This window comes from Extensimonas vulgaris, assembly GCF_003337425.1.
GTDB lineage: Bacteria > Pseudomonadota > Gammaproteobacteria > Burkholderiales > Burkholderiaceae_C > Extensimonas > Extensimonas vulgaris.
Map to the genome: position 1 here is coordinate 32,717 of NZ_QPJU01000003.1, position 21,444 is coordinate 54,160.

The following is a 21,444-nucleotide window of genomic DNA, read 5'->3' on the forward strand; positions in this document are numbered from 1 at the left end:
TGGCAATCCACGGGGCCTTGGGATCAGTGCCTGCGTCCCTTGGCAAGGCGGGACTGGATTGCCGCGCCCCTGCGGGGCTCGCAATGACGGGCTGCCCCTCGGCTAAGGTCAAATCGAGCGCCAGCCGCCGCTTGCCGCCATTGCGCGCCGGACGGAGAAAGCGGTGTTCACGCAGGCGCTGAGCGCTGCTCCTGCGCGGCGGAGGATGCAGCCTGCGGAATGCGGCCGTAGCGCTGCGGCCCGAGGTCGTCGGTGCGAATGTCGGGCTGGCGGCCGAGCGTGAGGTCGGCGAGCAGCTTGCCCGAGCCGGCGGCCATGGTCCAGCCCAGCGTGCCGTGGCCGGTGTTGAGCAGCAGGTTGTCCCAGCCCGGCGCGCGGCCCAGGATAGGCGTGCCGTCGGGCGTCATGGGGCGCAGGCCCGTCCAGAAGCTCGCGGCGGGCAGATCGGCCGCGCCCGCGAACAGGCTTTGCGTGACCATCTCGAGCGTGGCGCGCCGGCGTGGGTTCAGACGCAGATCATAGCCGGCGAGTTCGGCCATGCCACCCACGCGGATGCGCGCGCCCAGGCGTGTGACGGCGATCTTGTAGCTCTCGTCGAGCACCGTGGAGCGCGGTGCACGCTCGGTGTCGACGATGGGCGCCGTGAGCGAGTAGCCCTTGACCGGGTACACCGGCAGGTCGAGCCCGAGCGCCTGCAGCAATTCGCGCGAGGCGCAGCCCAGCGCGACGATGACCTGGTCGGCGTGCAGGCTGCGTACATCGCCCTGCGCGCTCGTCTGCACTTCGACGCCCGTGATGCGGGTGCCTGTGCAGAGCAAGCGCCGCACCGTGGTGTCGAACGAGAACTGCACGCCCAGCCCGCGCGCGATCTCGGCCAGGCGTGTGGTGAAGAGGTGGCAGTCGCCGGTTTCGTCGCCCGGCAGGTGCAGGCCGCCGGTGAGGCCGCGCGCGTGTGCGAGCGCGGGCTCGATCTGCGGCAGCGCGTCGGCGGCGAGCAGGCGGTACGGCACGTGGCAAGCCTCGAGCACTGCGATGTCGCGCTGTGCGGCCTGCAGCTGCTGGGCGGTGCGAAACACCTGCAGCGTGCCCAACGTGCGCTGGTCGTACGCGATGCCGGTGTCCGCGCGCAGCTGGCGCAGGCAGTCGCGGCTGTATTCGGCCACGCGCATCATGCGCTCCTTGTTGACGGCATAGCGTGCGCTGGTGCAGTTGCGCAGCATCATCGCCATCCAGCGCAGCTGGAACAGCGAGCCGTCGGGGCGAAAGCGAAACGGCGCGTGGCGCTGCAGCATCCACTTGAGCGCTTTGAGCGGGATGCCCGGTGCGGCCCAAGGCGTGGAGTAGCCGGGCGAGATCTGCCCCGCGTTGGCAAAGCTGGTTTCGAGCGCCGGGCCGCTCTGGCGCTCGACCACGGTGACTTCGGCGCCGCCGCGGGCCAGATAGTAGGCCGTGGTGACGCCTATCACCCCGCCGCCGAGAACGATGACTTTCATTGCTGTCTCCCAAAGGTGCTGGGGGTGCTCCCCGATTGCAGTGGTGGAGCGACTATAGGAAGATGTGTGCCGCAAACTTCACTGAAATGAGGGCTGGTGGCAGCAAAAAACAGTGCTTAATGTGCCCTTGCAGCGGTTTCGACCGAAAAAACCATGGCTACCCCCGAACTCGACCGTATCGATCGCAAAATTCTCGACGTGCTGCAGCGCAACGCCCGCGTGCCGCTGACTGAGCTTGCGCAGGAGGTGGGGCTCTCGGCCTCGCCGGTGAGCGAGCGTGTGCGCCGGCTCGAGCGCAGCGGCGTCATCACCGGCTACCACGCGCACGTCAACCCGCAGGCGCTGGGGCGGCCGCTGCTGGTGTTCGTGGAGCTCACGCTCTCGTCCAAGTCGGGCGAGCTGTTTCAAAAGCTGCGCGATGAGTTGCTGCACGAGCCGCGTGTGCTCGAATGCCACCTGGTGTCGGGGCATTTCGACTACCTCATCAAGGCGCGCCTGTCGGCCATGAGCGAGTACCGCGAGCTGCTCGCGCAAATCCTGCGCAAAATCCCCGTGCCCGCGCAGAGCAACAGCTACGTGGTGATGGAGGAGATCAAAGAGGGGCTCGCGCTGCCGCTGGACTTGTCATAGCGAAAAAAGGCGCTGCCTCGTTGGGGGATCATGTAAGCTCCTGTGTCGTTTCGTCCATCCACGAACCACGTTCAGCAAGGAGACAAGATGCGCATCGGTGTGCCTGCGGAAACCATGCCGGGGGAGACCAGGGTCGCGGCGACCCCCGAGACGGTGAAAAAACTCTGTGCCCAGGGGCACCAGCTCTGCGTGCAGGCCGGCGCCGGCATCGCGGCGAGTGTGCCCGACGCGGCGTACCAGGCGGCGGGCGCCGAGATCGTCGACGCCGCCACGGCTTTTGGCGCCGACGTGGTGCTCAAGGTGCGCGCGCCGAGCGCAGCCGAGCTCGCCTTGCTGCGCCCGGACGCCGTGCTCGTGGGCATGCTCGATCCGTTCGACCGCGCGGGGCTCGAGCGCCTCGCGCAGGCGGGCGTGAGCGCCTTTGCGCTCGAGGCCGCGCCGCGCACCACGCGCGCGCAGAGCATGGACGTGCTCTCCAGCCAGGCCAACGTCGCGGGCTACAAGGCCGTGCTGCTCGCAGCCAATGCCTACCAGCGCTTCTTTCCCATGCTCATGACGGCGGCGGGTACCGTGAAGGCCGCGCGCGTGCTCGTGCTTGGCGCGGGCGTGGCCGGCCTGCAGGCCATCGCCACGGCCAAGCGCCTGGGCGCGGTGATCGAGGCCTCGGACGTGCGCCCCAGCGTCAAGGAGCAAGTCGAGTCGCTGGGCGCGAAGTTCATCGACGTGCCTTACGAAACCGCGGAAGAAAAGGAAGCCGCCGAAGGCGTGGGCGGCTACGCGCGCCCCATGCCGGCAAGCTGGCTCGAGCGCCAAAAGGCCGAAGTGGCCAAGCGCGCGGCGCTCGCCGACGTGCTCATCACCACGGCCCTGATCCCGGGCCGGCCCGCGCCCGTGCTCGTGACCGAGGACATGGTGCGCGCGATGAAGCCGGGCTCGGTGATCGTCGATCTCGCGGCGCACCAGGGCGGCAACTGCCCGCTCACCGAACCTGGGCGCACGGTGCTCAAGCACGGCGTGACGCTGATCGGCGAAACCAACCTGCCCGCGCTCGTCGCGGCCGACGCCTCGGCGCTGTATGCGCGCAACGTGCTCGACTTTCTGAAGCTGGTGCTGCCCAAGGAGGGCGGCGTGCAGATCGATCTGCAGGAGGACATCGTCGCCGCCTGCCTGGTGGCGCACCAAGGCGCGGTGACGCGCAAGTAGTCCGCTGCCGGGCGCTGCGCGCGCTTGGCGTTGCTACCGCCCGGCGCAGCCCTGATTCGTTTCTTTTTGCTGGAGACACCCCATGGAAGCCGTTTCGCCCACCCTCATCAACCTGACCATCTTCGTGCTCGCGATCTACGTGGGCTACCACGTGGTGTGGACCGTCACGCCCGCGCTGCACACGCCGCTGATGGCGGTGACCAACGCCATCTCGGCCATCGTCATCGTCGGCGCGATGCTCGCGGCCGCGCTCACGCAGGGCGGCTTTGCCAAGTTCCTCGGCGTGGCCGCGGTGGCGCTCGCGGCGGTCAACATCTTCGGCGGCTTTCTGGTCACGCGGCGCATGCTCGAAATGTTCAAGAAAAAAGAGAAGAAATCGGCCTCTAAGGCTCATGAATAAAGCGCCAACAGCTACCAATAAAGGAGAAATCCGATGAGCATGAACCTCGTCACGCTGCTGTACCTCGTCGCCAGCGTGTGCTTCATCCAGGCGCTCAAGGGCTTGAGCCACCCGACCACCTCGATCCGCGGCAACATTTTCGGCATGACGGGCATGGCCATCGCCGTGCTGACCACGGCGGCGCTGATCCTGCGGCTCGCCGGCTCGGCCCAGGGCCTGGGCTGGGTGCTGCTGGGGCTGGTCGTGGGTGGCGGCTACGGCGCCTGGCGCGCCAAGACCGTCGAGATGACCAAGATGCCCGAGCTCGTGGCGTTCTTCCACAGCATGATCGGCCTGGCTGCCGTGTGCATCGCCGCCGCCACGGTGGCCGAGCCCGCAGCCTTCAGCGTGATGGAAGGTGCGGGCGAGCAGGGCGGCATTCCGCCGGGCAACCGCATCGAGCTGGCGCTGGGCGCGTTCATCGGCGCCGTGACCTTCAGCGGCTCGGTGATCGCCTGGGGCAAGCTCTCGGGCAAGTCGAAGTTCCGGCTGTTCCAGGGCGCGCCCGTGGTGTTTGCGGGCCAGCACTGGCTCAACCTGTTGCTGGGCGTGCTGGCCCTCGTGGGCGTGGCGCTGTTTTGGCAGACGCAGGGCGCCATTGCGTTTGCCGCGGTGTGCGTGCTGGGTTTCGTGATCGGCGTGACGCTGATCATCCCGATCGGCGGGGCCGACATGCCGGTGGTCGTGTCCATGCTCAACAGCTATTCGGGCTGGGCCGCGGCGGGCATTGGCTTTTCGCTCAACAACAGCATGCTGATCATTGCCGGCTCGCTCGTGGGCAGTTCGGGCGCGATCCTGAGCTACATCATGTGCAAGGCCATGAACCGCTCGTTCTTCAGCGTGATTCTGGGTGGCTTTGGCGGCGAGGCCGCAGCGGGCGCGGCGACCCAGGTGCAGCGCCAGGTCAAGACGGGCAGCGCCGAGGATGCGGCTTTCGTGCTCAGCAATGCCGAGCGCGTGATCATCGTGCCGGGCTACGGTCTGGCGGTGGCGCGCGCGCAGCATGCCGTGAAGGAGCTCGCGCAAAAGCTCAGCGAAAAAGGCATAGCCGTGAAGTTCGCGATCCACCCCGTGGCCGGGCGCATGCCGGGCCACATGAACGTGCTGCTGGCCGAGGCCGAGGTGCCCTACGACCAGGTGTTCGAGATGGAGGACATCAACAACGAATTCGGCCAGGCCGACGTGGCCATCGTTCTGGGCGCGAACGACGTGGTCAACCCCGCCGCGCTGCAAAAGGGCAGCCCGATCTACGGCATGCCCATCCTCGAGGCCTACAAGGCCAAGACCGTGATCGTCAACAAGCGCTCCATGGCCGCGGGCTACGCGGGGCTGGACAACGAGCTCTTTTACATGGACAAGACCATGATGGTGTTCGGCGACGCGAAGAAGGTGGTCGAGGACATCGTCAAGGCGCTCGAATGAGCCGCAAACGAAAACCCAAAGACAAAGGAGGCAAAACACCATGACCGACCGCCCCTGGCTCGCCGCCTACCCCGAAGGCGTGCCCGCCGACATCGACCCGCTGCGCTTTCCCACGCTCGTGCATTTGTTCGACGAGGCCTTTGCGCGCTACGCCGAGCGCCCGGCCTACAGCTTCATGGGCAAGGAGCTCAGCTATGCGCATGCCGGCGCGCTCGGACAGGCGCTCGCGGCCTATTTGCAAGGCTTGGGCCTGGTCAAAGGCGACCGGGTGGCGCTCATGATGCCCAACATGCCGCAGTACGCGGTGGCCGTGGCGGCGGTGCTGCGCGCGGGCTGCGTGGTCGTGAACGTGAACCCGCTCTACACCCCACGCGAGCTCGAACACCAGCTCAAGGACTCGGGCGCCAAGGCCATCATCCTGCTCGAAAACTTTGCCCACACCCTGCAGCAGTGCATCGCGCAGACCGCGGTCCAGCACGTCGTGCTGTGCGCGCTCGGCGATCTGCTCGGCTGGCCCAAGGGCGCGGTGGTGAATTTCGTGGTGCGGCACTTGAAAAAGCTCGTTCCTGCCTTCAGCCTGCCTGCAGCCGTGCGCTTCAACGAGGCGATCCGTGCGGGCCGGCGCGCGCGCCTGCAGCCGCCGCCACTGGCCCCTGAAGACCTGGCCGTGCTGCAATACACGGGCGGCACCACGGGCACGCCCAAAGGCGCGATGCTGCTGCACCGCAACCTCGTCGCCAACACCTTGCAATCCGAAGCCTGGAACGCCCCCGCGATGGCGCAAATCCCGCCCGGCGAGCAGCCCGCAACGGCCTGCGTGCTGCCGCTGTACCACATCTTCGGCTTCACGCTGAACCTGCTGTTGCCGCTGCGCACGGGCAACAAGGTCATCATGGTGCCGAACGCGCGCGACCTGCCTGCCGTGCTCAAGGAGCTGTCGCAGCACCGCTTTCACATCTTTGCCGCCGTCAACACCTTGTTCAACGGGCTGCTGCACCACCCCGACTTCGACACCGTCGATTGGCGTCACCTCAAGGTCAGCGTGGGCGGTGGCATGGCCGTGCAAAGGGCGGTGGCGCAGCGCTGGCTCGAAAAAACCGGCTGCCCGATCTGCGAAGGCTACGGCCTGTCCGAAACCAGCCCTTCGGTGAGTTGCAACCCCGTGACCACGCGCGAGTTCACCGGCACCATCGGCGTGCCGCTGCCCAGCACCTGGATGAAGCTGCTCGACGAAGACGGCCACGACGTCACCACGCTGGGCCAGCCCGGCGAGATCGCGATCCGCGGCCCGCAGGTCATGGCCGGCTACTGGCAGCGTCCCGACGAAACCGCCAAGGTCATGACGGCGGACGGCTGGTTCAAGTCGGGCGACATCGGCACCATGGACGCACGCGGCTACTTCAAGATCGTCGATCGCAAGAAGGACATGATCCTCGTGAGCGGCTTCAACGTCTATCCGAACGAGGTCGAAGACGTGATCGCGAGCTGCCCCGGCGTGCTCGAATGCGGCGTGGTCGGCATTCCCGACGAAAAATCGGGCGAGGCCGTCAAGGTCGTGATCGTGCGCAGCGATCCCAACCTCACCGAAGCACAGGTGCGCGCCTTCTGCCACGAAAACCTCACGGGCTACAAGCGACCCAAGGTGATCGAATTCCGCAACGAGCTGCCCAAGACGACGGTGGGCAAGGTGCTGCGGCGCGAGCTGCACCAGAAGTGAGCGTCCGCTTTCGGTCTGCTTAGGGATTTGACCCCTCCATGCCCACCGCCATCCTCAGCGCCCTGCCGCAGGAGCAAAGCGGCCTGCTCGCGCAGCTGCAGCAGCCGCAGCACCTGCAGCACGCGGGGCGCAGCGTCTGGCGCGGCACGCTGCACGGCCAGAGCGTGGTGCTCGCGCTCTCGGGCATAGGCAAGGTGGCCGCGGCGACCACGGCCACGGCGCTGATCGAGCGCTTCGGCGTCGCGCGCATCGTGTTCACCGGCGTGGCCGGTGGCGTGGGCACGGGCGTGCAGGTGGGCGACGTGGTCGTGGCGCAGGACTACGTGCAGCACGACATGGACGCCTCACCGCTCTTCGCGCGCTGGGAGCTGCCCGGCTATGGCCGCCAGCGCCTGGCCTGCGATGCGGCGCTATCTGCTCTGCTATTGGAAGCTGCTCGTGCTTGTGTATCAAGCGCTGAAGGCCATTTTGGCTTGAAATACCAGGCCGGGCACCCGCGCGTGCACTACGGCCTGGTGGCCAGCGGCGACCGTTTCGTCGCGAGCGCACACGAGGCGCACCGCCTGCGCACCGCGCTGCTCACTGGCGGCCACGAGGTGCTGGCCGTAGAGATGGAAGGCGCCGCCGTGGCCCAGGTCTGCCACGACTATGGCCTGCCTTTTGCGGCAGTGCGCACCATCTCCGACCGCGCCGACGACAGCGCGCACATCGACTTTCCGCAGTTCGTGCGCACGGTGGCCAGCCGCTATGCCGAGCGCATCGTGCAGGACTTGCTGCAAAAGCTATGAAATGAATATCTGTTTGCGCTTATTCCATAAGCGCAAACGGCCAATTTCTACATCAACCACCCGCGCTTGCGGAAGTACCACATCGGGCCGATGGCCGACACCACCATCAGCGCGAGCACGTAGGGGTACATGGCGGGCCCGAGCAGTTCGAGCTCGGGAAACTGCAGGTTCATGCCGTAGATGCTTGCGATCAGCGTGGGCGGCAGCAGCGCCACGCTGGCCACCGAGAAGATCTTGATGATCTTGTTCTGGTTGATGTTGATGAAGCCCACCGTGGCGTCCATCAGGAAGTTGATCTTGTCGAACAAAAACGCCGTGTGGTTGTCCAGCGACTCGATGTCGCGCAGGATCTGGCGCGCGTCCTCGAACTGGCTCGCGTTGAGCATCTTGCTGCGCATCATGAAGCTCACGGCGCGGCGCGTGTCCATGACGTTGCGGCGGATGCGTCCGTTCAAGTCCTCCTGGCGCGCGATGGCCGAAAGCACCTCGCCCGCACGCGCGTCGGTCACGTCGCCCGCGAGCACCTGCCGGCTGACCTTTTCGAGCTCGTCGTAGATGTTTTCGAGCGTGTCGGCCGAGTATTCGGCGTCGCCATCGAAGAGCTTGAGCAGCACGTCCTTGGCGTCCTCGATCAGCCCCGGCGCACGGCGCGCGCGCAAGCGCAGCAGACGAAACACCGGCACGTCCTCGTCGTGGATCGAAAACAGCACGCCGCGGCTCTTCAGGTTGGTGTTGTGCTGGTTCAGGATGAAGGCCGTGCGCACCGAGCGCGGGTTTTCGTCGTCGTCGATCAGAAAGTCGCTGCGGATGTGCAACTCGCCGTTGTCTTCCTCGTAAAAGCGCGCGGACTCTTCGATGTCGTCGTCCATCGCATCCTCGGGGATGGACAGGCCGTAGTGCTGTTTGATCCAGCGCTTTTCTTCGAGCGTGGGCGCTTCCAGATCGACCCAGATCGGCTGGAATTTGGCGAGCTCCTCGAGCGATTCGATCTCTTCCTGGAACAGGCGGCCGTTGACGAGCGTGAAAATGTTGAGCATGGGCTCACTCCCGGGGTGCGTGGCGTCTGAGAAAACGGGCGAAGGGGGATGCGGTGCTTTCAACCCCCATGCTTTTTGCAGTCCGGGAGTTGAAAGCTACCGACTAGGGTAGGTTTCCATGGGATGTCTCCGTTAAACCCAGATTGTCCATTAGGCGGCGCTGCGCGCCTACGCGGGCGCTGGCGGACGGCTGACGGTCATTTTGCCCGCTGCTTCGGCGTCAATGGCGCCGGCCATGGGCTTCTCAGCCGCTGACCAAACTGCTGCGCCAGCCGCCTCGCCATCATCCCGCGTCCTAATGAACAATCTGGGTTAAAGCGGCGGATTATGGCATTGCAGCCGGCGGCTTTCGTGACAGGCGGCTTTCGTGGCGGCCGATCCGCTACAGTGCGCGCATGCACGGCCTGCACCTGACCGCCGACCTTCACGACTGCCGCTGCGCCGCGCGCTGGCTCGTCGATGCAAGCCTGCTCGGGGCGGCCTGCCGTGATGCGGCCCAGGCCGCGGGGCTGCAGGTGGTGGGCGAGCTGCTGCACACCTTTGCAGCAACCCGCCACGGCCCCGGCGGGGTGACTGCGGCCCTGCTGCTTGCCGAAAGCCATGTCTGCGTGCACACCTGGCCCGAGCGCAAGGCCGTGACGCTGGATGTGTACGTGTGCAATTTCGGCGCTGACCACAGCGCCAAGGCGCAGGCGCTCATGGCGGAATTGCTCGCGCTGTTCGAGCCGCGGCACGCCGAGCGCCACGCGCTGCAGCGCGGCGGATGACGCCCTTACACCGCGCCGCCCGCCGCATGGCCGCGCGTGAAGGCTTCCTCGAAGATCGAATAGCCGGACCAGTCCGCGTGGGCGAAGTGCAGGCGGCCACTGCGCACATTTGCGGTTTGCGCGCCACGTGCGTCCGTGATGGCGGTTGAGAGTTGACGCAGCCGGCGCAGCGTGCCGGGCTGCGGGATGGCCATGGCGTGGCCGTAGCGGGTGATGTCCATGCGCGTGAGGCGCTGCGCCAAATCGGGGTGGGGCGCGGCCAGTGCGGCCAGGATGGCGTCGCGCCAGTGGCCCCAGGGCTGCGTCAGGAGCTGCTGGCGCGCGCCGGGCAGGTCACCGAGCGCGCGGTAGTAGCTGAGCACCGTGGGGCCGGGGCGCGGGTCCAGGCTCTGGTGGCGCGCATCGACGTAGCCCAGCCCCCCGCCGGGCTCGCCATAGACCACGTTGTCCCAGGCCGGCGCGGCGCCGGGGCGGTCTTGCAGCGGCGCCGCCAGGTGCAGGTTGGCCACCAGCCACGGGGCGTAGGCCAGGTTTCGCGCAATGTCCACGAGCCAGGCCGGCGGCTGCTCGATCACGCGCGCGGCGACGAACGCCGGCAGCGCGACGATGCACTGCGCGGCCTGCCAGCGCACGACGCTGCCGTCGGCATGGCGCAGCGTATCGACGGCCACGCCGTGGCGCTCCGTGCGGATGCGCAGCACGCTGTGGCCGGTGTGCAGGCGCTCGCCCAAGGGCGCGGCAAGCCGGCGCGTGAGCCAGGCGTTGCCCTCGGGCCAGGTGAGCACGGCGTCGTTCTCGGTATCGGCGCCGCCTTGGGCGCCCAGGTCTTCGGGGGTCGCGCTGGCCTGCGGGGCGCGAAAGCCGTGGCGGCTCGCGAAATAGTGGATGCAGGCCCAGGCGGACACGCGCTGCAGCCCCGCACCGTAGTCGTCGCGGCAGCAGTAGTCGAGGTACCAGCGCAGATGCACATCGGTCAGGCCCTGGGCGCGCAGCCAGGCGTCGGCCGTTTGCGCATCGAGCGCCGCATGCTGCGCAGTGAAGGGCGCGCGCAGTGCCGGAATGCAAAAACGGCTCGCGTGCGCAAGCGCATCCACCTGCGCGGCAAAGCGCCGGTACTGCGCGAGCGTGTCGGCGCCTACGCCGGCCAGTGGCAGCAGGCCCTCTTGCCACGCGCCGCGAAAGAAAAGCCGCTCCTGCGGGCTGTGGCACAAGGAGAGTTCGTCGTACTGCCAGCGCCCGGACACACGCCGGCGCAGGCCGAATTCTTCGAGCAGGTCTTGCACTTCGTGTGCGTCCGCACCGGGCAGCGGCAGGTAATGTGCCCCCTGCGGGCAGGCGATGCCGCCCACCGCAGCGCCGCGCGCGTTGCCGCCGGCATCGTCCTCCAGCTCCAGCAGCACGAAGTCCTCGATGCCGCGCAGGCGCAGCGCCCGCGCCGCCGCGAGCCCGGCCACGCCCGCACCCGCGATGACGACCTGCGTGCGCCGTGTGGCCCGCGGCGCGGGCGGCGTGCCTAGATCGCGCAGCGCATGGCCGCGCGCGACGTTGATGCCGGTAAAGCCGCCGGTGATGGCGGGTGCGGGTTCGCAGCCGAGCAAGGGCAGGGCACTGGCGGCAAGAAGGTGGCGACGCCGGATCATGCGGCAAAGTCAGCGAGCCAGACCATGCGCCCAGGAGCCTGTCGGACTTTGGGCGTCGATAGCGAGAATGCGCCCCAGCGAGACCAATTTTTGCCGGATTCGCAGCCCCATAGTGGTGCTATGGGGCAAGAAGACGGTGAAAAATGGGCCGCTGCGGCGCATTCGCAGCCGACGACTCCAAAGTTCGACAGGCTCCCAGATGATGGGCTTTGTCGAAATAGCGGTGGTCGGCCGTCACCAGCACCGCTGTGGGGGTGTGCAAGGCCAGCGCGTGGTACAGCGTGTCGAAGAGGTGGTGGTCGAGCGTGGTCGCCAATTTCACGGCGGTCGCATAGATCGCGGCGTCTTGTGTGGCGTCGCGTTCCATGTCGAGCAGATCGAGCAGGTCCAGGATGTTTTCACTGGCGGATTGGGGCAGCAGGCGTGCCAACACTGCGGCCACTTCCGCGACAAAGTGTGGCGGTTGCAGCAGCGCCAGATGACCCTGCACGGCACTTGCGAGCAGGCGCAGCGCGGTGTCTGAATGGGCTTCCTGCGCAGGGTCAGAAACGAACCATTTGACGGCCACGCTGGCATCGACCACGACGGGGTTCACGGACGCCCTTCTTCGCGGGCCGCGCGCAACTGTGTTTCGGTGAAGGCGGGGGCGCTTTCTCTGCGCGCCAGGATGCGCGCATAGGCTTGTTGTCTGCGCCGCCGCTGGTGTTCGCGCTCCACGGCTTCGCGCATCAGTTCGGCAATGATCGCGCTCTTGTTCTGCCCTTCAAACGTGGCGTTGAACAGGGCTTTGACATCGTCGGGGACGCTGAAATTGACGGTGCTCATGATGGGGTCAGGTTGTTGAAAATTTCAACAACATTGTGGCTTCGCCGGCGCGCAGGGTCAATGCGCAGCCACCTTCCCCCACTCTTGCTCATAGCGCGTCACCAGCACCTGATTCGACAGGCGGTTGACCTCGGCGGGCACGCGCGCCATGTCGAGCGGGAAGTCGAACAGCAGCGGCAGCGTCGCCACGCTCAGAAAACGCAGGCCTGCGGGCAGGGCTTCGGGCGGGCGCCAGGGACGGTGGCTGGCGAGGATGAAGCCCCATTCGCCAAAGCTGGGCACGTGCGCATGGTAGGGCATGGCGCGCAGGCCGACCGATTCGACGGTCTGCACCACGGTCCAGAAGCTCTGGCGTGCCACCAGCGGCGAGGTGGTCTGGATCACGGCGTAGCCGCTCGCGGCCAGGCGCTGCTCGAGCAGGGCGTAGAAACTGTGGGTGTAGAGCTTGCCGATGGCGAAGTTCGTCGGGTCGGGAAAGTCCACCACGATCACGTCAAAGGTGTCTTTCCCGTCTTGCAGCCATTGGAAGGCGTCGGTGTTGATGATTTTGACCTTGGGCGAGCGCAGCGCGTAGTGGTTGAGCGCGGCCAGCGCCTCGTGCGTGGAAAAGAGCTGCGTCATGCGCGGGTCGAGCTCCACCAGCACGACTTCCTGCACTGAAGGGTACTTGAGGATTTCGCGCACCGCCATGCCGTCGCCGCCGCCGAGCACGGCCACGCGCCGCGGGGCGCCGTGGGCGGCCATCGCGGGGTGTACCAGGGCTTCGTGGTAGCGGTATTCGTCCTGCTGCGCGAACTGCAGGTTGCCATTGAGAAACAGGCGGTAGCCGGCGCGCCCGTGTGTGACCACGATGCGCTGGTAGGGCGAAGAGGCGGCAAAGACAATGGGGGCCTGGTAGAACCTGTCTTCGGCCAGGGTGCTGATGCGCTCGGCACCGAACAGGGCCGCGCCCAGCGCCGCGCAGGTCAGCAGGCCGGCCAGCGCATGCGCGCGCAGCTGGCGCAGCTCGTGGCGGAACATCCACAGCGTCCACAGCGCCACGCCGGCGTTCATGAGCCCGAACAGCAGCCCCGTGCGCACCAGCCCGAGCCGCGGCACCAGCAGCAGCGGAAACGCGAGCGACACCGCGAGCGCGCCCAGATAGTCGAAGGTGAGCACCTGCGAGACCAGGTCCCGCAGCGCCACATGGCGCCGCAGCATGCGCATGACGAGCGGAATCTCCAGCCCCACGAGCATGCCCACGAGCAGCACCAGCGTGTAGAGCACAAAGCGGAACGCGCCCGGCACGTAGGCATTGGCCAGGAACAGCAGCGCCGGCAGCATGCCGCCCGCGAGCGCCACGAGCAGTTCGATGCGCAGGAAATGCGCGGGCAGCTGGCGCTCGAAAAAGCGCGACAGGTACGAGCCCAGGCCCATCGCGAACAGGTAGCTGCCGATGATGGTGGAAAACTGCAGCACCGAGTCGCCCAGCAGGTAGGACGCGAGCGTGCCCGCCACGAGCTCGTACAGCAGCCCGCACGCCGCCACCACGAAGACGCTCGCGAGCAGGGCGATTTCGACGGGGCGCGGGGCGGGCAAGGCGCTTGGAGGGGGAGCGGTAGCGCTGATGTCGGGGCTCATGTCAGAAAGAAGAAAGAGCGGGCAGGCCGGGCACAGCCCACGCTGGCGCGGCGGGGCGTGCGTCCGCGTCTGCGCAGTCGGAGCAAAACCATCACCCGTGGATCGCCGCCGCCACGATGATCGATATGCCCAGGCACATTGCGGCCACGACCAGGGCCAGCGCGCGGTTTTGCTTTTCGACGATTTCGGCCCACAGGTCGTAGGGCGTGATCTTGTCGATGACGACGAAGCCGAGCCAGAAAACGACGACGCCGATCAGCGCGTACACCACCGAGCCGAAGAATGCCGCAGGCTTGAGCCATTCAAGTTCCATGGAAACCTCCTGGGAAAAGGGACACGACTTACGCAAATCGGGGTCAGGCAAAGCGAGCGCCCCATGGCAAAACACTTTGCTGCATCCTTGTTTGCGTAAGTCCAGAGGGAAAAAATGGGTGCGCTCACTTGTGCCCGCCCCCGCTCGAATAGCCGCCATACGAGCCGCCCGCGCTGCGCATGCCGCTGCCCACGAACGCGGGGCCGCACGACCTCAGGAGGATGAGCAGCACGATGAGCAGCAGCACCACGATCACGATGGTGCGCAGGCTGAGCTGGGGCGCGGCGGAAAAGGGCTTGACATCGTTGCGCCGGAACATGGCGGCCTGGCCCTGCAGACCGAAGGCCTGGGCCACGGTGTCGCTGCTGAGCCTGCTGCCGGCCGACCAGGTGACCTCGGTCGCGGTCTGCTCCATGTTTAGCAGGCCCTTGGCGCTGGCGAAGTCGCGGTTGAAGGTTTTTTGGCCGCGCGCCACGGGCCAGTAAAACTCGCCCGCGACGTAGGTGGTTTCGGCCTCGTAGCTGTATTGCAGGGTGTAGGTGCTGCCCAAATACGTGGCGGTGCGGGCATTGCTGCCCGCGAGCGTGGGGGCGCCCGTAGTGGGTCGCACCAGGCTCCAGCCCTCGGTGGAGTCCACCAGAAAGCCAAACCCGCGCTGGCGGTGGTAGAGCAGGTATTCGTCCCAGCCGAACAGCTCGTCCTCGCCGGGCACCTGCCCCATGCGGTGCTGAAATCCCACCACCTGCCATGGAACGCCCTGCAGCTGGCCGGTCGCGCCCAGGGGGATGAGCGGCTGCACGGGCTCGTCCTGCTGGGCGTGGCGCAGCTCGCCGCCCAGGCCCTGGTTCAGGTCGATGATGCTGTGGCAGGCGCTGCAGGTGACGCTTTTGCTGCGTTCGAGCTGCACCTGCACCGGCGCGCCGCAGTGCGGGCAGTTGAACTGGCGCGCCTTTTCTTCGCGCGCGGATTCGTCCTTGAGACCTTGCAGTTGCAGCTCTTCCAGCAGGACGGCGCGCCCGCGCGAGACGCTGGGTGCGACAGGTTGCGGGGGCGCCGGGGCGGCCGGGTCTGGCGCCGCCGTACTGGCGGGCGGCACGCCCGCGCTTGCCGGGTTGTATTCGAGGCTCAGCACCTCGCCGTCGGCGCTGCGCAGTTCGACCACGGCAAAGGGCACGCCCAGCGGCGGCAGCTTGGGCAGCTCGCCCTGCGCCGCGATCAGCGCGACCAGCTCGCTGAAGGTGACGCTGAATGGCTTGCCCTCGATCGCCGTGCCCGTGCCCACGCGAAACCGTGCCGCGTCGGGCAGGGGCCGCGTGGGCGCCAGCGGCCGCGTGAAGACGTAGGCGCCGTTGTCTTCGGCCAGCCAGGCGATGTTGCCGTCTTCCAGCAGCGCGTACCACTCGCTCCACACGCCCGTGGAGGACTTGTATTGCAGCCGTCCGACGAGGGTGAAGGCCAGCGCCTTGCCGCCCTCCTGAAAGCGCCCGCTCGCGCCCAGCTGCAGCGGGCTGTGGTCGTCGAACAGCTCGGCCATCCTGCCCAGACGCGCCAGCACCTCGCCGCTGCGCACCACCGTGCTCTGGCAATAGGCGCAGACCGCATGCGTGCTTTGCGCGCTGCGAAACTCCACCGGCGCGCCGCAGCCAGGGCAGGGCGCGCGGTAGTGGCGCTGGGTGGCGTCAAGGGCCATCGGCGATGTGTGAGCGTTTTGGGGCTTTAGGCACCAAGGGGCAAGCGCTGGAAGCTATTTAAACAATAGCGCAACGGTGGACCCTCAGACGAGCTTTTTCAGCAGCTCGGCCTTCTTCGCGTCGAACTCCTGCTGCGTCAGGATGCCCTTGGATTGGAGTTCGGCGAGCTTTTCCAGCGTGGCCATCACCTCTTCGGGCTTTACGCCGACAGGCGCCGCAGCCGGGGTGGTGGCGGCCGCAGCGCCTCCTTGCAGCCCGGCCTGCAGGTTTTGCGCCAGCACCTGGCCCAGCGCCACGCCGGCACCCAGGCCCATCGCATCGCCCGCAATGCCGCCGCCCGCGCCTGCGGTTTCGGCCAGTTTGGGGATGGCCTGCGCGGTCTGGTACTGCATGAATTTGCCCATGTCGTTGCCGACCATGCCCATGCCGATTTTCTGGTCGAGGATTTTTTGCAGCTCTTCAGGCAGCGACACGCTTTGCACCGTAAAGCCGTCGAGCTGCAGCCCGAGCTTGGCAAATTCAGGCTGCAACTGCCGCGCGAGCGCCTCGGCAAACATGCTCTGGTTGGCCGCCAGGTCCAAAAAGGGCAGGCCGCTTGCGGCAATGGCGTTGCTGATGTTTTGCAGCACCAGCCCGCGCAGCTGCCCGTCCAGGTCGGCCGTGGTGTAGCTGTCGCGCGTGCCCGAGACGTTGATGTGGAAGGCCTTGGGGTCGGCAATGCGGTACGCATAGTTGCCAAAGGCGCGCAGGCGCACGGCGCCGAAGTCCTGGTCGCGGATGCTGATGGGCTGCGGCGTGCCCCATTTCTGGTCGAGCTGCTGGCGCGTGCTGAAAAAAATACACGTCGCTCTTGAAGGGCGACTCGAAGAGCTTGTCCCAGTTCTTCAGGTAGGTCAGCACCGGCAGCGTCTGGGTGCCGAGCTTGTGCATGCCGGGGTCAAACACGTCGGCCACCTGCCCCTCGTTGACGAACACCGCCACCTGCGATTCGCGCACCGTGAGCATGGCACCGTTCTGAATCTCCATGCCCGCCATCGGAAAGCGCCAGGCCAGCGTGCCGTCGCCCGACTCGGTCCATTGGATGACATCGATGAACTGTTTCTTGATGAAGTCCATGAGGGCCATGCGAGCGCTCCTGAAAAGTGAGATCGCGGCATGATAACTGCGCACCGGGGAGCAGGATTCGCAGGAGTGACTACCGTGTCATACCCCGTCCGGGGTATGGTCACCAGTATTTGGGATATTTCGTCCCTCGGGTGACGTTGTTGTAAGCCAGGGCAACGACCACAAGGAGGAGTGCCCCTGTCAGCGTCGGGAACCATAAAAAGCTCCAGGAGGGCTGCGACAGAAATACGATGACCGGATTGGAGCCCGCTGGGGGGTGCACGGTGCGCGTCCACATCATGGCAGAGATCGCTGTGCCAACGGCAAGCGCCAATGCCCACCAGTGTGCGCCGAGCAGCTTCAGGAACACCAAGCCGATGAAAGAGCTCAAAAGATGCCCGATCAGCACATTGCGGGGTTGCGAAAATGGCAAGTCTGGAAAGCCGAACACCAACACGCAGGACGCGCCGAAGGAGCCGAGGATCAATGGCAGGGACGCCCATTCCCCCGTCTTGGCGATGACCGCAATGGCGAGCGCGCCGCCTAGCCATGCCAGCGCAATGTTTTTCCAACTGGGTGCCGCTGCAGTTGCCGCGCTGCCCCCTTTTTTGAATTCGATGAACGACATGAACCACCTCCTGCATGAGTTTGATGTAGACGAATCTGTCTACATTACGGAGGATAGAAGATGTGGACAGGTCTGTCTACATGGGAGGTAGCAGTGCAGCAAGAAAAACCATCCGTGGCAGGACTGCCCGCACGTGAGCGCATTCTTCTGGCTGCGCATGATCTGTTTTACCGGGAAGGCATACGCGCAACCGGGGTGGATCGCGTCATCCAGCAGGCCGGGGTCACCAAAGTGACCTTTTATCGGCACTTCCCAGGCAAGAACGACTTGGTGGCTGCCTTTCTCGAGTATCGGCACCAAAAATGGCTTGCATGGTTCAAGGGGGCGTTGGAGCGCGCGCCCACAAATCGGCAATATCTTCTCGAGCCCGTCGTTTTTGCGCTGACCGAATGGTTTGGCGATCCCCACTATCGAGGTTGCGCGTTCATCAACAGCGCAGTCGAACTCGGCAGCACGCAACCATGGGTGACGGCTATCGTTTTACGCCACAAAAAAGACATGGAGGACGCCATCGCCGCCCTGCTTCCTGCCAATGCAGCACGTGCCGAACTTGCGCAGGCCGCAGCGATTGCAGTGGATGGCGCCATCGTGCGCGCGCAGATCGAGAAAAATCCGAAAGCTGCATTAGCGCCGCTTGAAAAAATATTGCGTGTCCTGTGTGAGAAAGGGGCATGATCTTTCCCCACTTGCGCAAGTCGGATAGGTGCAAGCAAGCGCCAATTCAAACGTCCATATCTCAATAGCGGGTCTCAATATCGAGCGTCGAAAGGTTTTTTGTCCTTTGGCCAATCTTTTGCCTTGGCGGCAAAGTCTGGCCGCGGCATGTGGGTGAAGTATTCGGCCACATCAACGGCCTCTTGGTCTGTCAGTCCACCTTGCCCTAATGGGAAATTGTCATGGAACGCAATGGGCATGTTGCGTTTGACGAAGGCAGCGGCCGTATAGGTGCGCGCCATTCCAGCGCCGATGTTGAAAGACTGGTCGCCCCACAGCGGCGGATAGATCCAGCGCCCTGCATTTTGGATGCCCTCGCCGTCCTTGCCGTGGCATAGCGCGCATTGATTTGTGTAAATTTGCTTGCCATTGGCAACGTTGGGAACGAGTTTCGTGTCAATCTTCCCCACTCCACGGCCTTCGACTTTGTCTTCTGGTTTGGTTTCGCGTTTCATCCAGTCGAAATAGGCGATCATGGCTTTCATTTCTGCGGAATCCACGGGCAAAGCCTTGCCATTCATAGAACGCAGGAAGCAACCATTGATGCGATCGGCCAGAGTAATCACCCGGCCAGAACGTGGTGCATAACTCGGAAAGAAGGCAGAGACGCCGACGTAGGGCGAGCCGTCAGCCACCGTGCCAGCGTTCAAATGGCAACTGGTGCAATTGAGCGCATTGCCGACGTTGTGAGGCAGCAGATCGCGCGTTTCGAGATTCAGGCGCGCGCCCTGCACCAGTTGCGGTGCATTGGATTCCTTGAGCATGTTGGCAAGCCGCGGCGTTTCGAACTTGCGGTTGTCGATTTTTTTGACATCCAGCTCTTTGCGCATATCGGCCACGACTTCTGTCGTGATCGGCTTGGATTCGGAGCGCCCCCAGCTCTTGCGAACAAAATTGCCGATCTCGGCAATTTCCTCGTTGCTCAGGCGGGAGAAAGAGGGCATGGTCAATACACGCGCATAAGTTTGAGTTTGTGCCGATTTCGACCCTGTGAGCATGATGTGCACGAAGGTTGCGGGATTGTCTTGCTGCAACGCAGGATTGTCGCTGAGCGGTGGAAATACTCCTGCCACCCCTGCGCCGTCGCTGCGATGACAATCGTTGCAGAACTGCAGATAACCCAGGCCACCGCGGCTGGTATAAAGATCAACGGGCACGTTCGCGGCCCGCGCTATAGGGCCCTGAGGGGCTGGAGGCGCAATGGCTAAAGTGGGATTTGGCGCCACCTGCATGGGCTTGTCATATTCGCTGGGCGGCAGCGACTTGAGGTAGATGCCTATCGCCAGCAGATCACTATCAGTAAAGTATTGTGTGCTGTGCTGCACCACGTCAACCATGTTGCCTGCGACGGCGCCGTGGCGATTGCGCCCCGTTTTGAGCATTTCGGCCGTTTCTTCCGGGGTCCACAATCCGCGCAGACTCAGGGCGCGCCAGTTTTCCACTGTCTCGCCAGCCAGATAGTAAATGCCCTTGGGGCCGGCTTCGGACATGGCCTTTTCTTGAAAACCTATGCCCCGCGGCGTGTGGCAGGCGCCGCAATGGCCTGCGCCCTGAACGATGTAAGCCCCGCGATTCCATTGCGCGCTTTGCTGCGGGTTGGGCTCGAAGGGCTTTCCTTCGAGAAATGCCCAGTTCCACAAAGCAAGTCCCCAGCGCTGGTTGAAAGGGAACGACATACCCAAAGGCAGGTTGGCTTGTTCGACTGGCTTGACGCCTTTCATGAGGTAGGCGTAGAGCGCTTTGAGATCATCCGTCGACATCTTGGCATACGACGGATAGGGCATGGCTGGATAGAGGTTGTGGCCGTCCGACGCAACACCTTTGCGCATCACGCGCTCGAATTGCTCGAAGCTGTAGCGGCCGATGCCGGTTTTCGGGTCGGGCGTGATGTTGGTCGAATACAACTTGCCAAAAGGTGTGGTCAGCGCCAGTCCGCCCGCCAAAGGCTTGCTTTTGTCTCCCGTATGACAAGCCACGCAGTCGCCCAGGCGTGCAACGTAACGGCCTTTATCGACCAAAGCCTTGGTTGGAGCATCCAGGCCCGCGGCGTAGCTTGCGGGTAAGTCGTCAATGACCTGCGGCGCGGAGGCGTTGGGCGAGGCCTGCGGGCCGAGCGTTGGTCGGGGCTGCGGCTGCTCCTGTGCAAATAGGTTGCCATAACCAATGGTCCATAACAGCACAAGAGGGATGGCTCCGAGGATCTTTGTGACAGCTGAAGGGGTAAGTGATTGGGGCATCGTGGTCTTTCCAGGCAATGGACAACACGGAGCGAAGACCGTTCACGGCGTACCACTGGGTATTTGGGAGGAATCTGGACTCGATGGTAAGGCTGGAAAAAGAGCAGACGATGAAAAGCAAGCGCTGCCATGCATGGCGCTTGACATAGCTCAAAAATGGGCCGCGCGAGTGGAAAAGCGAAGCCTGGCGTTATGTGCAACGCCTACGCACCAAGGCCAGCGCGTGGCACAGGTCGGCCCAGGCGGCGGCCTTGCTGGCCTGGGAGCGCAGCAGGAAGTCCGGCGCGTAGCTGACGACCGCGGGCGCGGGGCCTATCTGGTGCGCGCCGGCGCGCAGCGCGCCCAAGGGGTCGGTGCGCCCCAGCGCCGCGCGCGCGGGCAGCAGGCCCAGCAGCAGCACCATCGACGGCTGCAATTCAGCCACGGCGGCGCCGAGTGTGGCGGGGATGTCGGCGCTGGCGACGAGGCTGGGCACGGATGTGGTGACCGGGGCGCCGTTGCCAGGCAACGCGGGGGATAGATCGGCACCTGCAGCGGCGGATGCAGGTGCGGCGCCGGCGTGCGGCGCGGGGCGTTCGAGCGCGAGCAGGAACACACGCGGGTGCAGGTGCAGGCGCAGCGCGCGCAGCATGTTGTCGAGCAGCTTGCGCGCGGCTGCGGCGTGTGGGTTGGTGGGCGGCAGTGTTTCGGTCACGATGAGCCAGCCGGTGCCGAGTTCGGGTGGCGTCTGCTGTGCGTCGGCCTGCGGATATAGTGCCTGCAGCGCGTGCACGTACAGGGCCGCAGGCAGCTTGTCGGCGGCTGCGCCAGTGCGGGAAGTGACGGGCGTGATGGGCGAGACCGCCTGGCTGCGTGGCGAGGCAGGGCGCGTTGCGGCCGGAGCGGCGGTGGGAATGGCGTCCGCCGTCTGGGGTGGCGCAGGGGTGTGTGGCGCCGTGGCGCCCTCGGGTTGGATGCCGACGTCGGCTTCGGCCGCAGCCAGGGCTGCGTCTGCCGCGGCATTGGGCTGGGGGGCGCCGGCCAGGACTGGGCGGGCTGGACGGGGCGTTTGTGCAGGCTGCGGGGGCCGGGCCGCGGGCTGCGGCAGCCACAGGGCGATGCCCATTTCTTGCAGCATGGCGCGCTGGCGCGCATCGAGGTGCAGGCTCATGGGGCGATGGTAAACGTGCGGGAGCG

General features: G+C 65.5%; 19 protein-coding genes and 1 pseudogene. 8 read left to right on the forward strand and 12 right to left on the reverse strand.

Features of this window, described 5'->3' with window-relative positions; translation table 11 throughout:
- Positions 1-167: 167 nt before the first annotated feature.
- Complete coding sequence (locus DFR45_RS05720) at positions 168-1,529, reverse strand: D-amino acid dehydrogenase (RefSeq protein ID WP_338324280.1); 1,362 nt, start codon at positions 1,527-1,529, stop codon at positions 168-170.
- A gap of 117 nt (positions 1,530-1,646) precedes the next feature.
- Between DFR45_RS05720 and DFR45_RS05725 the strand changes: the two genes are divergently transcribed.
- The 6 genes from DFR45_RS05725 to DFR45_RS05750 all read left to right on the forward strand — a co-directional run bounded on the left by DFR45_RS05725 (position 1,647) and on the right by DFR45_RS05750 (position 7,692).
- Positions 1,647-2,123, forward strand: coding sequence for a winged helix-turn-helix transcriptional regulator (locus DFR45_RS05725; RefSeq protein ID WP_114482757.1), 477 nt, complete (start codon positions 1,647-1,649; stop codon positions 2,121-2,123).
- A gap of 87 nt (positions 2,124-2,210) precedes the next feature.
- Positions 2,211-3,326, forward strand: a complete 1,116-nt coding sequence (locus DFR45_RS05730) for a Re/Si-specific NAD(P)(+) transhydrogenase subunit alpha (RefSeq protein ID WP_114482758.1) — start codon at positions 2,211-2,213, stop codon at positions 3,324-3,326.
- A gap of 82 nt (positions 3,327-3,408) precedes the next feature.
- A complete protein-coding gene (locus DFR45_RS05735) occupies positions 3,409-3,726 on the forward strand; it encodes a proton-translocating transhydrogenase family protein (RefSeq protein WP_114482759.1) in 318 nt (105 codons plus the stop codon).
- 33 nt (positions 3,727-3,759) lie between these two features.
- Positions 3,760-5,187 (forward strand): NAD(P)(+) transhydrogenase (Re/Si-specific) subunit beta, encoded by a 1,428-nt coding sequence (locus DFR45_RS05740; protein WP_114482760.1) that lies wholly within the window; start codon positions 3,760-3,762, stop codon positions 5,185-5,187.
- A gap of 40 nt (positions 5,188-5,227) precedes the next feature.
- Complete coding sequence (locus DFR45_RS05745; protein WP_114482761.1) at positions 5,228-6,904, forward strand: long-chain-fatty-acid--CoA ligase; 1,677 nt, start codon at positions 5,228-5,230, stop codon at positions 6,902-6,904.
- 38 nt (positions 6,905-6,942) lie between these two features.
- Positions 6,943-7,692: a 5'-methylthioadenosine/adenosylhomocysteine nucleosidase gene (locus DFR45_RS05750; protein WP_114482762.1), complete on the forward strand. Its 750-nt coding sequence runs from the start codon at positions 6,943-6,945 to the stop codon at positions 7,690-7,692.
- Positions 7,693-7,739: 47 nt separating this feature from the next.
- Here DFR45_RS05750 and DFR45_RS05755 read toward each other — a convergent pair whose 3' ends face one another.
- On the reverse strand, positions 7,740-8,729 hold the full coding sequence (locus DFR45_RS05755) for a magnesium and cobalt transport protein CorA (protein WP_114482763.1): 990 nt from the start codon (positions 8,727-8,729) through the stop codon (positions 7,740-7,742).
- A gap of 395 nt (positions 8,730-9,124) precedes the next feature.
- On the opposite strand from DFR45_RS05755, the gene DFR45_RS05760 reads away from it, so the two are divergent.
- The gene (locus DFR45_RS05760; protein WP_114482764.1) at positions 9,125-9,496 is read left to right on the forward strand and encodes an S-adenosylmethionine decarboxylase family protein; all 372 of its coding nucleotides are present in this window, start codon (positions 9,125-9,127) and stop codon (positions 9,494-9,496) included.
- Positions 9,497-9,501: 5 nt separating this feature from the next.
- Here the strand turns inward: DFR45_RS05760 and DFR45_RS05765 are convergent, their stop codons facing one another.
- The 8 genes and pseudogenes from DFR45_RS05765 to DFR45_RS05800 form a co-directional block, all read right to left on the reverse strand.
- On the reverse strand, positions 9,502-11,136 hold the full coding sequence (locus DFR45_RS05765; RefSeq protein ID WP_114482765.1) for an FAD-dependent oxidoreductase: 1,635 nt from the start codon (positions 11,134-11,136) through the stop codon (positions 9,502-9,504).
- 118 nt (positions 11,137-11,254) lie between these two features.
- Positions 11,255-11,731, reverse strand: coding sequence for a type II toxin-antitoxin system VapC family toxin (locus DFR45_RS05770; RefSeq protein ID WP_114482766.1), 477 nt, complete (start codon positions 11,729-11,731; stop codon positions 11,255-11,257).
- Positions 11,728-11,961 (reverse strand): hypothetical protein, encoded by a 234-nt coding sequence (locus DFR45_RS05775; RefSeq protein ID WP_114482767.1) that lies wholly within the window; start codon positions 11,959-11,961, stop codon positions 11,728-11,730. The genes DFR45_RS05770 and DFR45_RS05775 overlap by 4 nt, the downstream gene beginning before the upstream one ends.
- A gap of 57 nt (positions 11,962-12,018) precedes the next feature.
- Positions 12,019-13,581: a polyamine aminopropyltransferase gene (locus DFR45_RS05780; protein WP_114482768.1), complete on the reverse strand. Its 1,563-nt coding sequence runs from the start codon at positions 13,579-13,581 to the stop codon at positions 12,019-12,021.
- A gap of 91 nt (positions 13,582-13,672) precedes the next feature.
- Positions 13,673-13,894, reverse strand: a complete 222-nt coding sequence (locus tag DFR45_RS05785) for a DUF350 domain-containing protein (RefSeq protein WP_114482769.1) — start codon at positions 13,892-13,894, stop codon at positions 13,673-13,675.
- A 124-nt stretch (positions 13,895-14,018) separates the two neighbouring features.
- On the reverse strand, positions 14,019-15,584 hold the full coding sequence (locus DFR45_RS05790; RefSeq protein ID WP_114482770.1) for a DUF4178 domain-containing protein: 1,566 nt from the start codon (positions 15,582-15,584) through the stop codon (positions 14,019-14,021).
- 84 nt (positions 15,585-15,668) lie between these two features.
- A pseudogene (locus tag DFR45_RS05795) lies at positions 15,669-16,710 on the reverse strand (SPFH domain-containing protein).
- 100 nt (positions 16,711-16,810) lie between these two features.
- Positions 16,811-17,317: an HPP family protein gene (locus DFR45_RS05800; protein WP_114482771.1), complete on the reverse strand. Its 507-nt coding sequence runs from the start codon at positions 17,315-17,317 to the stop codon at positions 16,811-16,813.
- Positions 17,318-17,410: 93 nt separating this feature from the next.
- On the opposite strand from DFR45_RS05800, the gene DFR45_RS05805 reads away from it, so the two are divergent.
- Positions 17,411-17,992 (forward strand): TetR/AcrR family transcriptional regulator, encoded by a 582-nt coding sequence (locus DFR45_RS05805; protein WP_241659281.1) that lies wholly within the window; start codon positions 17,411-17,413, stop codon positions 17,990-17,992.
- A gap of 74 nt (positions 17,993-18,066) precedes the next feature.
- Here the strand turns inward: DFR45_RS05805 and DFR45_RS05810 are convergent, their stop codons facing one another.
- On the reverse strand, positions 18,067-20,268 hold the full coding sequence (locus tag DFR45_RS05810; RefSeq protein ID WP_114482773.1) for a c-type cytochrome: 2,202 nt from the start codon (positions 20,266-20,268) through the stop codon (positions 18,067-18,069).
- Between the two features lie 190 nt (positions 20,269-20,458).
- Positions 20,459-21,418: a uracil-DNA glycosylase family protein gene (locus tag DFR45_RS05815; protein WP_114482774.1), complete on the reverse strand. Its 960-nt coding sequence runs from the start codon at positions 21,416-21,418 to the stop codon at positions 20,459-20,461.
- Positions 21,419-21,444 lie beyond the last annotated feature (26 nt).